Source organism: Streptomyces sp. NPDC017095, from assembly GCF_044332325.1.
Lineage (GTDB): Bacteria > Actinomycetota > Actinomycetes > Streptomycetales > Streptomycetaceae > Streptomyces.
On record NZ_JBIROU010000007.1, the window covers coordinates 128,600 to 144,002 of the forward strand.

Genomic DNA, 15,403 nt, shown 5'->3' on the forward strand with positions numbered 1-15,403 from the left:
CGCCCGCCGCCCTGTGGCGCGCGAGTCCCGCGGGACCTCAGACGGCCTGCGTCCGCAGCAGGGTCTGCAGCCGGGTCGTACGAGGCTTGGCCGGCACCTCCGCGACCGCTCTCGGCAGGGCCTGCTCCACGCCGTGGACCACGGACAGATGCCGCTCGGCCCGGCCGAACGCCGTGTACACCCAGGGTCGGCTGAGCGCCTGCGCGGCGTCACCGGGCAGCACCACCACCGCCGCCGGCCAGCGGGTGCCGGCCGCCTGGTGCGCGGTCAGCGCCCAGCCGTGCCGGACACTGCCCTCCACCCGCTCCGGGGGTACGACGACGGGGCCGCCGGCGCACGTCAGGTGCAGTCCGTCGGCGTCGGCCTTCGCCACCACGCCCGGCAGCGTGCGGCCCGGCGCGGGGGAGTAGGCGATCCGGTCCCCGGGATCGAAGCCGCCGAACCGGCCCGGGCCCGGGTTGAGGCGCTCCTTCAGCGCGGAGTTCAGGGCACGGGTGCCCGCGGCGCCGCCGTGGCCCGGGGTGATCACCACGGTCTGGTCGGCCGGGACGCCGATCGCCCGTGGCACCGAGTCCGCGACCAGCTGCACCGTCCGGTGCACCGCCTCGCCCGCGTCCCGCACCGGCACGATGACGATCTCCTTGCCGGGCGCGGCGACCTGGTTCAGCTCGCCCGCGCCGATGCCGGAGACCAGCTCGCCCAGCGGACCGGGGTCGGGGACACGGGAGGCGATCTGCGGGCAGGTCCGGGCCGCGAGCAGGTCGGCGAAGACCCGGCCCGGACCGGCCGACCACAGCACCGCGGGGTCGCCGCTGAGCACCAGCCGGGCCCCGTCCGGCAGCGACTCCACCAGCATGGCCGCGCCCTCCACGTCGAGCTGGGGCGCGTCCAGCACGATCAGCAGATCGAGTGCCAGGGCACCGTCCGCGTCCCGGCCCGGACCCTCGGCACCGGACAGCAGCCCGGCCACCGTGCCCACGCCTGGCTCGTCGGGACCGCCGCCGGACACATCCGGGCCCCTGCCCGGCTCGCCACGGTCACCGCCCGGCTCGCCACGGTCACCGCCCAGCTCGGGACGGTCCCCGCCCGGTTCGGCACGGTCACCGCCGCGCGGCGCGGATGCTCCGCCCGGGTGCGGGGCCAGCCGCCGGTGTCCGTCCGGGGTGTGGCAGGCGGCGAAGGCCCGCAGGCCCGCGGCGCGGGCGGCGCCGAGCAGCGCGGCCGGTTCCGCGCGGGCCGCCTCCCCGCCGGTGTGCAGCACCAGGCCGTGCCCGGCGACCGCGCGGGCCAGCTCGGCGGCACCGCCGGACAGCCCGGCCGCGACCTCCTCCCAGGCCTGACCGGCCTCCGCGGCCAGGGAGTTGACCAGGCGGGCCAGACCGTCCGCGAGGCTCTCCTCGGCCAGCGCGTACCGCTCCAGACCGACCAGGACCCGGACCGGCCGCTCCTCCTCGTCCGGCTCCTCGTCGGCGCCGGTCTGCTGGGGTGTGGGGGCGCCGGGCTCCTCCAGGGCGTCCTGGAACGCCAGCGCCTCACCCTCGGCGAGGGCGTCCTGCAGCGCCCCGTCCGGGTCGGGCACGCCCTGCCGGCCCAGCGCCGCGGTGAGCGCGGGCAGTTCCAGGGCGGTGTGCCCGGCCACGGCCGCCTGCTCCAGCAGCCAGACGGTCAGCGCCCGGCCCCGCCGCTCGTCGTCCGGACCGCACGCGGCACCGAGCAGCGCCCGGGCGAAGCCGTCGGCCTGTTCCGGCCGCACCCCGCCGACCTGGAGCAACTGCCAGGGGTCCTCGCGGAGCACGGTGCCGGCGCCCTCGCCGAGGACCGCCGCGACCTGGGGAGCCAGGGTCTCGGGTGCGCCGCCCTCGGTGAGCACGGCGCGCACGGCGTCGACGGTCTCCGGCGCGGGTCCGGCGGGGGCGGCCGGGACCGGGACGGGCCGGGGCCTGCGCGCCGGTTCCGGGGCGGGGCGGCGCGGTGCCGGCGCGGGCCCGGCGAACGCCGTGGCCACCGGCTTCTCGCCGCTCTCCACGGCCCGGACCGCCGCGAGCAGGTCGGCCGCCGTGCCGCTGAGCTTGGCACCGCTGGCGATCCGGTCCCGCTCGGCCTTGCGCCGCTCGATCCGCTCGCGCTCGATCCGCTGCGCGGCCAGCTCGGCCGCAGCCTCGGACAGCCCGGCCGCGCCGGCCCCGCCCTCGGCCGCGCCGGCCCCGCCCTCGGCGGTGTCTCCCTCGCCCTTGGCGGTGTCTTCCGTGCCCTCGGCGGCGGCCTGCGCCTCCTGCCCGCCTTCCCCGGCCCCCACGGCGCCGGTGTCGTCCACAGCGCCGGTGTCCTCCACGGCGCCGCTGTCCTGCGCCCCGGCGGAACCCTCGGACGCGCCGTCGGCCATCTCCGTACCCCCCGTACCCCCGGGACCTTCGGGCGCGTCCTCGGCCGCCTCCGCGCTCTCGGCCGCGACGCCTCCGTCCGTGCCCTGGTCCGGGGTGTCACGGGTGTCCGGCGTCCCCGGCCCGGCTTCCTCCGTGGTCTCCGGCTCCGTGCTCACAGCGTGCTCCAGTCGTGATCGGGGTAGCGGTGCACGGGCGCCGACACATCGTCCAGCGCCCGGCAGATCTCGTCAGGAAGACTAAGGGCCTCCACTGACAACGCCGCCGTGAGCTGCTGCGCGGTGCGCGCGCCGACGACCGGCGCGGTCACCCCGGGCCGGTCCCGCACCCAGGCCAGGGCCACCTGGAGCGGGCTGACCGCGAGCCCGTCCGCCGCCGTCGTCACCGCGTCCACGATGCGGGTCGCCGTGTCGTCCAGATACGGCTCGACGAACGGCGCCAGGTGCTCGGAGGCGCCGCGCGAGTCCGCGGGAGTGCTGTGCCGGTACTTGCCGGTGAGCACGCCCCGGCCGAGCGGGGAGGAGGGCAGCAGGCCGATCCCGAGGTCGCGCGCGGCCGGCAGCACCTCGCGCTCCACACCGCGCTGGAGCAGCGAGTACTCCATCTGCGTGCTGGCCAGCCGGGTGCGGGTGCCCGGCGCCGCGAGCTGCCAGGTGGCCGCCTTGGCCAGTTGCCAGCCGCAGAAGTTGGACACGCCCGCGTACCGCGCCCGGCCGCTGCTCACCGCGAGGTCGAGGGCCTGGAGCGTCTCCTCCAGCGGGGTGTCCGGGTCGTAGGCGTGGATGTGCCACACGTCGACGTACTCCGTGCCGAGCCGGGCCAGCGAGGCGTCGAGGGCGGCGAGCAGGTGGCCGCGGGAGCCGTCGAAGCGGCGGTCGGGGTCGGGCACGCTGCCGGCCTTGGTGGAGACGACCAGGTCCCGGCGCGGCACCAGGCCGTCCATGAGCCGTCCGAGCAGGTACTCCGCCTCTCCGTCGCCGTACACGTCCGCGGTGTCGACGAGGCTCCCGCCGGCCTCCCAGAACGCTTTCAGCATGTCCGCGGCGTCGTGCTCGTCGGTGTCCCGTCCCCAGGTGAGGGTGCCGAGCCCGATCCGGGACACGCGCAGGCCGGTACGGCCCAGATGCCTCTGCTCCATGCGGGCGAGATTACTGGCCGGAACCGGTGCGGTGGGTGGCCTGTGGACAACCGGTCCGGCCGCGCTCCGCACCGCGTGGTGGCCTGTGGACAACCGCCGCCCGCCGCGCGCTAAGGTCACGGTCAAGGGACGTTACTCACCGGTAAGGGGAAGCGCGTATGCAGCTCGGGATCAACCTGGGGTACTGGGGTGCCGGAATGGACGGCGACAACCTGGCCGTCGCGCAGGAGGCCGACCGGCTGGGCTACGCGGTGTGCTGGGCCGCCGAGGCCTACGGCTCCGACGCGGCCACCGTGCTCAGCTGGGTCGCCGCGCGCACCGAACGCATCGACGTCGGCTCGGCCATCTTCCAGATCCCGGCCCGCCAGCCCGCGATGACCGCGATGACCGCCGCCACGCTCGACTCGCTCTCCGGCGGCCGGTTCCGGCTCGGCCTCGGCGTCTCCGGGCCGCAGGTCTCCGAGGGCTGGTACGGCGTCACGTTCGACAAGCCGCTCGCCCGCACCCGCGAGTACGTGGAGATCGTCCGCAGGGCGCTGACCCGGGAACGGCTGGCGTACGACGGCGAGCACTGGACGCTGCCGCTGCCCGGCGGCCCGGGCAAGCCGCTCAAGCTGACCGTGCACCCCCAGCGCGAGCACATCCCGCTCTACATCGCCGCGATCGGTCCGAAGAACCTGGAGCAGACCGGCGAGATCGCCGACGGCGCGCTGCTCATCTTCCCCTCCGCCGAGCACCTGGAGGAGACCACGATCGGGTACCTGCGCGCGGGCCGGGAGAAGGCGGGCCTGACGCTGGAGGGGTTCGACGTGTGCCCGACCCTGCCGATCGCCGTCGGCGAGGACCGGGACGTGGCCCGGCTCGCGGACGCCTTCCGCCCGTACACCGCGCTGTACGTGGGCGGCATGGGCAGCGCCAAGCAGAACTTCTACAACCGGCTCGCCCAGCGCATGGGCTACGAGGAGGCGGCCGCCGAGATCCAGCGCGCCTACCTGTCCGGGGACAAGGACGGTGCCGCCGCCGCGGTCCCGCAGGACCTCATCGACCAGACCACGCTGCTGGGCTCCGTCGACCGGATCGCCGACCGGATGCAGGCCTACGCCGCCGCCGGCGTCACCACCCTCAGCCTGTCCCCGGCCGGCTTCACGCTGGAGGAGCGGATCGCCTCGCTGCGGGCCGGCAGTGAGGCCCTGGAGCGCGCCGGGCTGGCCTGACGGAGTCTTCCACGGCCGTGGTGGGGGCTCGGGGTGTCTTCCCCGCCACGGCCGTCACGGAGAACAACGCGCCCGGCACCGCCCGGTTACGACCTCCGGTCCCTTCTTTCCCGCCACGATCACCACCGGCCCGCCCCGCCCCGGGTCACCACCGCCCCGTGCCGCGTCCGCCCCGGCCGCCTCCGCCCCGGGACACCACCGCCCCGGCCGCCTCCGTCACGCGTCACCACCGCCCCGCCCAGGTGACCGTGGCGCCCCCGCCCCGGACCGCGCGCTCGGCCGGCCGGCTCGCGCTCACAGCCAGCCGCGCCGCTTGAACAGCCCGTACAGCAGCACCTCCAGCGCGGCCATCACCACGATCACCGCCGGGTACGACCACACCCAGTGCAGCTCGGGCATGTGGTCGAAGTTCATGCCGTAGATGCCCGCGATCATGGTGGGGACCGCGGCCATCGCCGCCCACGCGGAGATCTTGCGCATGTCGTCGTTCTGCCGGACGCTCATCTGCGCCAGATGCGCCGACAGGATGTCCGAAACCAGCCGGTCCAGGGCCTCCACGCTCTCCGACACGCGCGTGAGGTGGTCGTTCACGTCCCGGAAGAAGGGCCGCGACTCGTCGTGCACGAACGGCACCGACGTGCCGAGCGGACCGCTGCCGGCCAGCCGGGCCAGCGGCAGCGCGAGCGGCCCGGTCGCCCGGCGGAACTCCAGGACCTGCCGCTTGAAGGTGTAGATCCGGGACGCGGTGTTGCGGGAACCGCCCACTTCCGGCCGGAACACCTCCGCCTCCAGCTCGTCGAGGTCGGTCTGCAGCTCCGTCGCCACCTCCAGATAGTGGTCGACGGTGGCGTCGGCGATCGCGTACAGCACGGCGGTCGGCCCCTTGTCGAGCATGTCCGGCTCCTTCTCCAGCCGGTGCCGCACGGCCGCCAGCGGCGCACCGTCGCCGTGGCGGACCGTGACCACGAAGTTCTCGCCGACGAAGACCATCACCTCGCCGGCCGAGACCGTGTCGCTCTCGGGCTCGTAGACGACCGGTTTCAGCACCATGAACAACGAGTCGTCGTACACCTCCAGCTTGGGCCGCTGATGTGCCTTGAGCGCGTCCTCCACGGCCAGCGGGTGCAGTCCGAACTCCTGGGTGACCAGGTCGAACTCCCCCTCCGATGGCTCGTGCAGACCGATCCACACGAAGCCGCCCGCCGCCCGCGCCGCGTCCAGCGCGTCGGACAGGTCCCCGGAACCCTTGGTGCGGTGCCCGTGCCGGTACACGGCGCAGTCCATGATCACGGAGCGCATTCTCCCTTCGCCCGGTCAACGGCGCACTTCCCGATGCGCCTACCCTTGCCGCATGCCCACGCTGATCCTCGTAAGGCACGGACGTTCCACCGCCAACACCTCGGGCCTGCTCGCCGGGCGGACACCCGGCGTCGCGCTGGACGAGCGCGGCGCCGCCCAGGCCGCCGCGCTGCCCGCGCGGCTGGCCGGCCTGCCGGTCCACGAGGTGGTCACCAGCCCGCTCCAGCGCTGCCGGGAGACCGTGCAGCCGCTGCTGGACGCGCGCCCCGGCCTGAGCGCCCACGCCGAGGAGCGCATCTCGGAGTGCGACTACGGCGACTGGTCCGGCCGCAAGCTGGCCGAGCTGAACGACGAGCCGCTGATGCAGGTCGTGCAGGCCCATCCGTCCGCCGCCGCCTTCCCGGGCGGCGAGTCCATGCGGGCCATGCAGACCCGCGCCGCCGAGGCCGTCCGCGAGTGGAACGCCCGCGTGGAGCGCGACCACGGCGCCGACGCCGTCTACCTGATGTGCTCCCACGGCGACATCATCAAGTCCCTCGTCGCCGACGCCCTCGGTCTGCACCTCGACCTCTTCCAGCGGATCTCCGTGGAGCCGTGCTCCGTCACCGTGATCCGCTACACCCGGCTCCGGCCGTTCCTGGTGCGCCTCGGCGACACCGGCGACTTCGCCTCCCTGGTCCCGCGCGAGGAACCCGGCGAGGGCGACGCACCGGTCGGGGGCGGTGCGGGCGCACCGTGATCGTCGGTCGCAGTAGGGTGAAGCGATCCACCCCGTCGCTTACCCGCACGGCCAGCACCGCCGAACCTTACGAAACCACGACATCAATGGAGACAGGACGTGTCCCGTCAGGTGTTCCTCTACGACCAGCCGGACCGCTTCGTGGCCGGCACGGTCGGACTGCCCGGGCGCCGTACGTTCTTCCTCCAGGCCACCGCAGGCTCCCGGGTGACCAGCGTGGCCCTGGAGAAGACCCAGGTCGCCGCGCTCGCCGAGCGCATGGACGAACTGCTGGACGAGGTCGTACGGCGTAGTGGCGGCAGCGCCGCCGTCCCCGCCGTGGTACCCACGGAGGTCGCCGACAGCGCCCCGCTCGACACTCCCATCGAGGAGGAGTTCCGCGTCGGCACCATGGCCCTGGCCTGGGACGGCGAGGACCAGCGCATGATCGTCGAGGCGCAGGCCCTGGTCGAGCTGGACGCCGACACGGACGAGGACCTCGCCGAGGCCGAGGAGCGCCTGCTCCAGGACGAGGAGAACGGGCCCCCGATGCTGCGGGTCCGGCTGACCGGCGCGCAGGCCCGGGCCTTCGCCAAGCGCGCCCTCGACGTCGTCAACGCCGGGCGGCCGCCGTGCCCGCTGTGCAGCCTCCCGCTCGATCCGGAAGGACACGTATGTCCGCGCCAGAACGGATACCGCCGGGGAGCGTGACGGCCGGTCCCGACCCCGCCGGACTGCTCGCGCGGGGTGAACTGACCGTGCGCGGACGGATCCGCGAGGCGTCCAACGCGGCGCTGCTGTGCACGGTCGCCCTGGACGGTCACACCGCCTCCTGCGTGTACAAGCCGGTGGCCGGGGAGCGCCCGCTGTGGGATTTCCCCGACGGCACCCTGGCGGGCCGCGAGGTGGCCGCCTACGAGGTCTCCGAGGCCACCGGCTGGGGCCTGGTGCCGCCGACCGTGCTGCGCGACGGGCCGTACGGCGAGGGCATGTGCCAGCTGTGGATCGACGTGCACGCCGAGGCGGAACTGCTCGCCCTGGTCGACGCCGGGGAACCGGAGCCGGGCTGGAAGGCGATCGGCCTCGCCGAGGTCGGCGAGGGCCGCACCGCGCTGCTGGTGCACGCCGACGACGAGCGGCTGCGCCGGCTCGCCGTCCTGGACGCGGTGATCAACAACGCCGACCGCAAGGGCGGCCACCTGCTGCCCACCGCCGACGGCCGGCTCTACGGCATCGACCACGGCGTCACCTTCAACGTCGACAACAAGCTGCGCACCCTGCTGTGGGGCTGGGCCGGGGAACCGCTCACCCCGGAGGCCGTCGACGTGCTCAAGCGGCTCCGGGACGCCCTGGACGGCCCGCTCGGCGAGCGGCTGACGGGGCTGATCACGGCGGCCGAGACCGACGCCACACGCGCGCGAGTCGAGGCGCTGCTCGCCTCGGGCCTGCACCCGGAGCCCAGTGGAGAGTGGCCCGCCATCCCCTGGCCGCCCGTGTGAGCACATCCGGCGCCGAGGTACAAGACCGCGAAACCGGCCGTCAGGCCCGATCCCGTTCGTATCCGCAGCTCGGCGCCGGTTAGGCTCATGTACATGCATGCCTGGCCCGCTTCCGAGGTCCCCGCCCTGCCTGGTCAGGGCCGCGACCTGAGGATCCACGACACCGCGACCGGCGGCCTGGTCTCCCTCGACCCCGGTCCCGTCGCCCGCATCTACGTCTGCGGCATCACGCCGTACGACGCGACCCACATGGGTCACGCGGCGACCTACAACGCGTTCGACCTGGTGCAGCGCGTGTGGCTCGACACCAAGCGGCAGGTTCACTACGTCCAGAACGTCACCGACGTCGACGATCCGCTGCTGGAGCGGGCCGAGCGGGACGGCGTCGACTGGACCGGCCTCGCCGAGAAGGAGACGGCCCTCTTCCGCGAGGACATGACCGCCCTGCGGATGCTCCCGCCGCGGCACTACATCGGTGCCGTCGAGGCGATACCGGGCATCGTCCCGCTCGTGGAGCGGCTGCGCGACCTCGGCGCGGCCTACGAGCTGGAAGGCGACGTCTACTTCTCCGTCGAGTCCGACCCGCACTTCGGGACGGTGTCACGCCTGGACGCCGCCGCGATGCGGCTGCTGTCCGCCGAGCGCGGCGGCGACCCGGACCGCCCGGGCAAGAAGAACCCGCTGGACCCGATGCTGTGGATGGCGGCCCGCGAGGGCGAGCCCAGCTGGGACGGCGGCTCGCTCGGCCGGGGCCGCCCCGGCTGGCACATCGAGTGCGTGGCCATCGCCCTGGACCACCTGGGCATGGGCTTCGACGTCCAGGGCGGCGGCTCGGACCTCGCCTTCCCGCACCACGAGATGGGCGCCTCGCACGCCCAGGTGCTCACCGGCGAGTTCCCGATGGCCAAGGCGTACGTCCACGCCGGCATGGTCGCCCTGGACGGCGAGAAGATGTCCAAGTCCAAGGGCAACCTCGTCTTCGTCTCCCGGCTGCGCCGCGACGGCGTCGACCCCGCCGCCATCCGGCTGGCCCTGCTGGCCCACCACTACCGGGCCGACTGGGAGTGGACCGACCAGGTCCTCCAGGACGCCGTGGCCCGCCTCGGCCGCTGGCGCGCGGCCGTCTCCCGGCCCGACGGCCCGCCCGCCGACGCCCTGGTGGAGGAGATCCGCGAGGCCCTGGCCCACGACCTGGACGCCCCGGCCGCCCTCGCCGCGGTCGACCGCTGGGCGGCCGGCCAGGAAGCCGGGGGCGGTTCCGACACCGCGGCCCCGGGCCTGGTGACCAGGGCGGTGGACGCACTGCTGGGCGTGGCCCTCTAGACACGGTCGCGAACACGCGAGAAGGGGCGGTTCCCGCACGGGAACCGCCCCTTCTCACGTGTCCTCAGTCCTCCGAGGTGTCCTCGTCGTCCTTGGCGCCGCCCGAGGACGGCCGGGGCTTGCCACCCGGCGGGCTCACGTCCCGCCGCCGCAGATACCGCTCGAACTCGCGGGCGATGGCCTCACCCGACGCCTCCGGCAGCTCGGCGGTGTCCCGGGCCTCCTCCAGCGTCTGGACGTACTCGGCGACCTCGCTGTCCTCGGCCGCGAGCTGGTCCACGCCCACCTGCCAGGCCCGCGCGTCCTCGGGCAGCTCGCCCTGCGGGATCCGCAGGTCCAGCAGGTCCTCCAGCCGGTTGAGCAGCGCCAGCGTGGCCTTCGGGTTCGGCGGCTGGGAGACGTAGTGCGGTACGGCCGCCCACAGCGAGACCGCCGGGACGCCCGCGTGCGTGCACGCCTCCTGGAGGACGCCGACGATGCCCGTCGGGCCCTCGTACTTGGTCTCCTCCAGGTCCATCCGGCGGGCCAGGTCCGGGTCGGACGTGACCCCGCTGACCGGCACCGGACGCGTGTGCGGGGTGTCCCCGAGCAGGGCGCCCAGGATCACCACCAGCTCCACGCCGAGTTCGTGCGCGAAACCGAGCAGCTCGTTGCAGAACGAGCGCCACCGCATGGACGGCTCGATACCGCGGACCAGCACCAGATCGCGCGGCTTGTCGCCGCCGACCCGCACCACCGACAACCGGGTCGTCGGCCACGTGATCTTGCGCACACCGCCGTCCAGGAACACCGTGGGGCGGTTCACCTGGAAGTCGTAGTAGTCCTCGGCGTCCAGCGCCGCGAACACCTCGCCCTTCCATTCGCGGTCCAGGTGCGCGACCGCCGTGGAGGCGGCGTCGCCGGCATCGTTCCAGCCCTCGAACGCGGCCACCATGACTGGGTCGATCAGCTCGGGAACCCCCTCCAGCTCGATCACCCAGTGCCTCCTTCCGACGTGCCCTCGCCTGACTCACCAACCTTACGGCGTCCGGCGGGGGCGCCCGCAGTCCCCTTGCACGGGGGTGTGAACGGATCACTGCCCCGTTCCCCGGCACGGAACACCCCGCGATCACCGACTCACAGCGTGCCGCTCCGCCCGCTCCCCGGGCCCGCCCCCGCCCGGGACCGGCCGGCGGCCCCGGACGGCCCGTCGCGCGCCCGGCACGGCACCTTCGCCACCGGCACCGCGCACGGGCGCCGGCACAGCACCGCGCACGGGCGCCGGGCCCCGGGCACGCGCGAGGGCGGCCTCCCCGCTCGCGGTGGGGGCCGCCCTCGCGCCTGCCGGCTACTTCTTGTCCAGCACGTCCCGGACCTTGGCGCGGATCTCGTCCGTGGCCAGGCCGCGGATGGTCAGCGTGGTCCGGCGGCGCAGCACGTCGTCCGGCGTCTCGGCCCACTCGTGGTCACGCGCCCAGACCACCTGCGCCCAGATCTCGGGGGCCTCGGGGTGGACGCGCTCGGCCAGCTCCGGGTTCTCGTTCGCCAGGCGGGCGATGTCGAACGCCAGCGAGCCGTAGTGGGTGGCCAGGTGCCTGGCGGTGTCGGCGGCCATGCGCGGGCCGGGCGCCGGGTGGTCCACCAGCAGCCGGTGGGCGACCGCGCGCGGGTTGGCGACACCGGGCAGCGGCATCTTCTTCGGCAGCGAGGAGACCGGCTCGAAGTCGTCGCCGAGCGGGTGGCCCGGCAGCGCCTCCAGCTTCTTCATGATCGTCCGGCCGATGTGCCGGAACGTCGTCCACTTGCCGCCCGCGACGGACAGCATCCCGCCCTTGCCCTCGGTCACCACGGTCTCGCGCTTGGCCTTGGCGGTGTCGCCGGGGCCGCCCGGCAGCACCCGCAGGCCGGCGAACGCGTAGGTGATCAGATCCCGCTGGAGCTGCTGGTCCCGCACGGAGAACGCGGCCTCGTCCAGGATCTGGGCTATGTCCCGCTCGGTGACGGACACCTCCGCCGGGTCGCCCTCGTACTCCTCGTCGGTGGTGCCGAGCAGCAGCATGTCCTCCCACGGGAGGGCGAAGGTGATGCGGTACTTGTCGATGGGGGTGGCAAGCGCGGCCTTCCAGGGCGAGGTGCGCTTCAGGACCAGGTGCGCGCCCTTGGACAGCCGGATGGACGGCGCCGCGTCCGGGTCCTCCATCCTGCGCAGGTGGTCGACCCAGGGGCCGGTCGCGTTCAGCACCAGGCGGGCGTTGACGCCGAACTCCTCGCCGGACAGCCGGTCCCTGAGGTCGGCGCCGGTGACCCGGCCCCGGGTGAAGCGCAGTCCGGCGACCTCGGCGTGGTTGAGCACGACCGCGCCCGCCTCGACGGCCGCGCGGACCGTCATCAGCGCCATGCGCGCGTCGTTCATCTGGTCGTCGCCGTACACGGCCACGGCCTTGAGGTTCTCCGTGCGCAGCTCGGGCACGTCCTGCGCCGCCTTGGCGGGGGAGAGCAGGTGGCCGACGCCGTCGCCGAACGCGGAGAGCGCCGAGTAGGCGAAGACGCCCGCGCCCAGCTTCGCCGCGCCGTGCGGGCCGCCCTTGTACACGGGGAGGTAGAAGGTGAGCGGGTTCGCCAGGTGGGGGGCCACCTGGCGGGAGACCGCACGGCGCTCGAAGTGGTTCTCCGCCACCAGCTTCACCGCGCCGGTCTGCAGGTAGCGCAGACCGCCGTGGAGCAGCTTGGAGGAGGCGGAGGAGGTGGCACCGGCGAAGTCGCCGGCGTCGACCAGCGCCACCCTGAGACCGGACTGGGCGGCGTGCCAGGCGGTGGAGATGCCCAGGATGCCGCCGCCGATCACAAGAAGGTCGTACGACGCCTTGGCGAGCTGCTCCCTGGTCTCGGCGCGGCTCGGGTTGGAGCCGGAGGCCGGGTGCGTCCCCAGGGCGGGCACGGACTGCAGGGTGGACTGACTGGTCATGTCGGGTACTTACTCCTCGTCAGAGATGTCTGAGCCGTCTTGGCCGCTCAGCTCTCGTCCTCGATCCAGCCCATGGTCCGCTCGACGGCCTTGAGCCAGTTCTTGTACTCACGGTCGCGGGTCTCCGCGTCCATGCGGGGGGTCCACTCGGCGGCCCGGCGCCAGTTGGCGCGCAGCTCGTCGGTGCTGGACCAGAAGCCGACGGCGAGACCGGCGGCGTAGGCGGCGCCGAGGCAGGTGGTCTCGGCGACCATCGGGCGCACCACGGGCGCGTCCAGGACGTCGGCCAGGGTCTGCATCAGCAGGTTGTTGGCGGTCATGCCGCCGTCGACCTTGAGGGTCACCAGCTCGTCGCCGGAGTCCTTGACCATGGCGTCGGCGATCTCCCGGGTCTGCCAGGCGGTGGCCTCCAGGACGGCGCGCGCGAGGTGCGCCTTGGTGACGTACCGGGTCAGGCCGGCGATCACACCGCGGGCGTCGGAGCGCCAGTGCGGGGCGAACAGGCCGGAGAAGGCCGGCACGAAGTAGGCGCCGCCGTTGTCCTCGACCGAGAGCGCCAGCGTCTCGATCTCGGCGGCGGTGGAGATCAGGCCCATCTGGTCGCGCATCCACTGCACCAGCGAGCCGGTGACGGCGATCGAGCCCTCCAGGGCGTACACCGTCGGCTGCTCGCCGATCTTGTAGCCGACGGTGGTCAGCAGACCGGCGTAGGAGTTGATGATCTTGTCGCCGGTGTTCATCACCATGAAGGTGCCGGTGCCGTAGGTCGACTTGGTCTCGCCCTCGGAGAAGCAGGTCTGGCCGAACAGGGCCGCCTGCTGGTCGCCGAGCGCGGAGGCGACCGGGATGCCGCCGAGCAGCTCGCCGAGCCTGCCGCCGGTGACCTCGCCGTAGACCTCGGCGGAGGAGCGGATCTCGGGCAGGATCTGCAGCGGCACGCCGATCGACTCGGCGATCCGCTCGTCCCACCGCATCGTGTGCAGGTTCATCAGCATGGTGCGGGAGGCGTTGGTGACGTCGGTGACGTGCCGGCCGCCGTCGACACCGCCGGTCAGGTTCCAGATGACCCAGGTGTCCATGGTGCCGAAGAGGATGTCGCCCGCCTCGGCGCGCTCGCGCAGGCCCTCGACGTTGTCGAGCAGCCAGCGGGCCTTGGGGCCGGCGAAGTACGACGCGAGCGGCAGACCGGTCTCCCGGCGGAAGCGGTCCTGGCCGACGTTGCGGCCCAGCTCCCGGCAGAGGGCGTCGGTGCGGGTGTCCTGCCAGACGATGGCGTTGTGGACGGGCTCACCGGTGTTCTTGTCCCACAGCACGGTGGTCTCGCGCTGGTTGGTGATGCCGATGGCCTTGATGTCGTCCCGGGTGATGCCGGCCTTGGCGATGGCGCCGGCGACGACCTCCTGGACGTTGGTCCAGATCTCGTCGGCGTCGTGCTCGACCCAGCCCGGCTTGGGGAAGATCTGCTCGTGTTCCTTCTGGTCGACGGAGACGATCCGGCCGTCCCGGTCGAAGACGATGCAGCGCGAGGAGGTCGTGCCCTGGTCGATCGCCGCGATGAAGGGGCCTGCGGTGTGGGCGTCGGTCACTGTGTGCTCCTGAAAGTCCGTGGTGAGGGGTGCGTACGGCGCGTGCGAAGACTCGCGGTGGTCCGCGGCTTCCTACGCGAAGGCGACGTTGTAGATGCCCGCCGCGATCGCGCCGCCGACCAGCGGACCGACCACCGGGACCCAGGCGTAGCTCCAGTCGGAACCGCCCTTGTTGGGCAGGGGCAGCAGGGCGTGCACGATGCGCGGGCCCAGGTCGCGGGCCGGGTTGATCGCGTAACCCGTCGGACCGCCCAGCGACAGACCGATCGACACCACCACGAGCGCCGTGATCAGACCGCCGAGGACACCGAGGCCGTTGCCCTGGTCGTTCAGGCCCTGGGTGAGGACGGCGAGGATCAGCACGACGGTGCCGACGATCTCGGTGGCGAGGTTCTGCGCCACGTTCCGGATCTCCGGGCCGGTGGAGAAGATGCCGAGGACCGGGCCGGCGCCCTGTTCCTGCGCCTCGACGGCCTTGGCCGAGGTGGCCTGCGCGCCCGGGCCGCCGACGATCTCCTTGTCGGTCAGGTGGGCCTGGAACTGGCCGTAGTAGACGACCCACACCAGGGTCGCGCCGATCATCGCGCCGAGCAGCTGGCCGGCGAGGTAGGTCGGGACGTTGCTCCAGGCGCCGTCCTTGATGGCCAGGGCGATGGTGAGGGCCGGGTTGAGGTGCGCGCCGGACAGCGGTCCGGAGATGTACGCGGCCGTCATGACGGCGAAGCCCCACCCGAAGGCGATGGCGAGCCAACCGGCGTTGCGGGCCTTGGAGGCCTTCAACGTGACGGCGGCGCAGACGCCGCCGCCGAGCAGGATGAGTATGGCGGTACCGATGGTCTCGCCGATGAAGATGTCGGAGCTGGACACCCGCGACTCCTTTGTCCTTCGTCCAGGGATAGCCGAACCCCGGGTCCCTCCGGGGGTTCTGGCGCCCTCGGGGATGAGAGCGATGCCGGCCCTTGGCGTTGTCACACTCTAGCGCGTATTGCCGGTAGGTGTTCGACAATGCCGACCGATGGACGGGAGTCTTGTTCGGCGCTACGCGTGCGTCAAGAGTTCTGTTATCGGAAACAGGATCGTTATTGATCGCTGCGGGTTATCGGCCTTCGGGGGTGGACGTGCGGTTTGGCGCGGTTTGTACATATCAGGGTAGATCGACAGCCGGAACACCGCCCGGCACTCCGGCCGTTCGCCACCCGTGTCGCGATTCCCGCGGGCCGCAGCCGCTACGGCGCCCGTCCTGAGCCGTCCGGCGTCCGTCCGGGGCCTTTCCGGCCTCGACCCGCAGTTGTCCGGCGTCC

General features: G+C 73.4%; 12 protein-coding genes. 5 read left to right on the forward strand and 7 right to left on the reverse strand.

The window, feature by feature from the left end; translation table 11 throughout:
• Nucleotides 1-37 precede the first annotated feature (37 nt).
• Entirely contained in the window at nt 38-2,539 is a 2,502-nt protein-coding gene (locus ACH4OA_RS15855; RefSeq protein ID WP_397969455.1) for a helix-hairpin-helix domain-containing protein, read from the reverse strand.
• Nucleotides 2,536-3,519 carry an aldo/keto reductase gene (locus ACH4OA_RS15860; protein WP_397969456.1) on the reverse strand — a complete coding sequence of 328 codons (984 nt, stop codon included), beginning with the start codon at nt 3,517-3,519 and terminating at the stop codon, nt 2,536-2,538. The genes ACH4OA_RS15855 and ACH4OA_RS15860 overlap by 4 nt, the downstream gene beginning before the upstream one ends.
• 158 nt (nt 3,520-3,677) lie before the next feature.
• Here ACH4OA_RS15860 and ACH4OA_RS15865 point away from each other — a divergent pair, with 158 nt between their 5' ends.
• Nucleotides 3,678-4,733: an LLM class F420-dependent oxidoreductase gene (locus ACH4OA_RS15865; RefSeq protein ID WP_397946598.1), complete on the forward strand. Its 1,056-nt coding sequence runs from the start codon at nt 3,678-3,680 to the stop codon at nt 4,731-4,733.
• Between the two features lie 294 nt (nt 4,734-5,027).
• On the opposite strand, the gene corA is transcribed toward ACH4OA_RS15865, so the two are convergent.
• Nucleotides 5,028-6,023 (reverse strand): magnesium/cobalt transporter CorA, encoded by a 996-nt coding sequence (corA, locus tag ACH4OA_RS15870; protein WP_397969458.1) that lies wholly within the window; start codon nt 6,021-6,023, stop codon nt 5,028-5,030.
• A 61-nt stretch (nt 6,024-6,084) separates the two neighbouring features.
• On the opposite strand from corA, the gene ACH4OA_RS15875 reads away from it, so the two are divergent.
• The 4 genes from ACH4OA_RS15875 to mshC all read left to right on the forward strand — a co-directional run bounded on the left by ACH4OA_RS15875 (nt 6,085) and on the right by mshC (nt 9,572).
• On the forward strand, nt 6,085-6,771 hold the full coding sequence (locus ACH4OA_RS15875) for a histidine phosphatase family protein (protein ID WP_397937048.1): 687 nt from the start codon (nt 6,085-6,087) through the stop codon (nt 6,769-6,771).
• A gap of 99 nt (nt 6,772-6,870) precedes the next feature.
• Entirely contained in the window at nt 6,871-7,461 is a 591-nt protein-coding gene (locus tag ACH4OA_RS15880; RefSeq protein WP_365882235.1) for a DUF3090 domain-containing protein, read from the forward strand.
• Nucleotides 7,425-8,249, forward strand: coding sequence for an SCO1664 family protein (locus ACH4OA_RS15885; RefSeq protein ID WP_365882237.1), 825 nt, complete (start codon nt 7,425-7,427; stop codon nt 8,247-8,249). The genes ACH4OA_RS15880 and ACH4OA_RS15885 overlap by 37 nt, the downstream gene beginning before the upstream one ends.
• Nucleotides 8,250-8,342: 93 nt before the next feature.
• Nucleotides 8,343-9,572, forward strand: coding sequence for a cysteine--1-D-myo-inosityl 2-amino-2-deoxy-alpha-D-glucopyranoside ligase (gene mshC, locus ACH4OA_RS15890; protein ID WP_397937046.1), 1,230 nt, complete (start codon nt 8,343-8,345; stop codon nt 9,570-9,572).
• 64 nt (nt 9,573-9,636) lie between these two features.
• On the opposite strand, the gene ACH4OA_RS15895 is transcribed toward mshC, so the two are convergent.
• From ACH4OA_RS15895 to ACH4OA_RS15910, 4 genes are all read right to left on the reverse strand, one after another.
• The gene (locus tag ACH4OA_RS15895; RefSeq protein ID WP_397937045.1) at nt 9,637-10,548 is read right to left on the reverse strand and encodes a PAC2 family protein; all 912 of its coding nucleotides are present in this window, start codon (nt 10,546-10,548) and stop codon (nt 9,637-9,639) included.
• Between the two features lie 351 nt (nt 10,549-10,899).
• A complete protein-coding gene (locus tag ACH4OA_RS15900) occupies nt 10,900-12,516 on the reverse strand; it encodes an FAD-dependent oxidoreductase (protein WP_397937043.1) in 1,617 nt (538 codons plus the stop codon).
• Between the two features lie 47 nt (nt 12,517-12,563).
• On the reverse strand, nt 12,564-14,102 hold the full coding sequence (gene glpK, locus ACH4OA_RS15905) for a glycerol kinase GlpK (RefSeq protein WP_365879751.1): 1,539 nt from the start codon (nt 14,100-14,102) through the stop codon (nt 12,564-12,566).
• Between the two features lie 72 nt (nt 14,103-14,174).
• Complete coding sequence (locus tag ACH4OA_RS15910) at nt 14,175-14,969, reverse strand: MIP/aquaporin family protein (protein ID WP_397937041.1); 795 nt, start codon at nt 14,967-14,969, stop codon at nt 14,175-14,177.
• Nucleotides 14,970-15,403 lie beyond the last annotated feature (434 nt).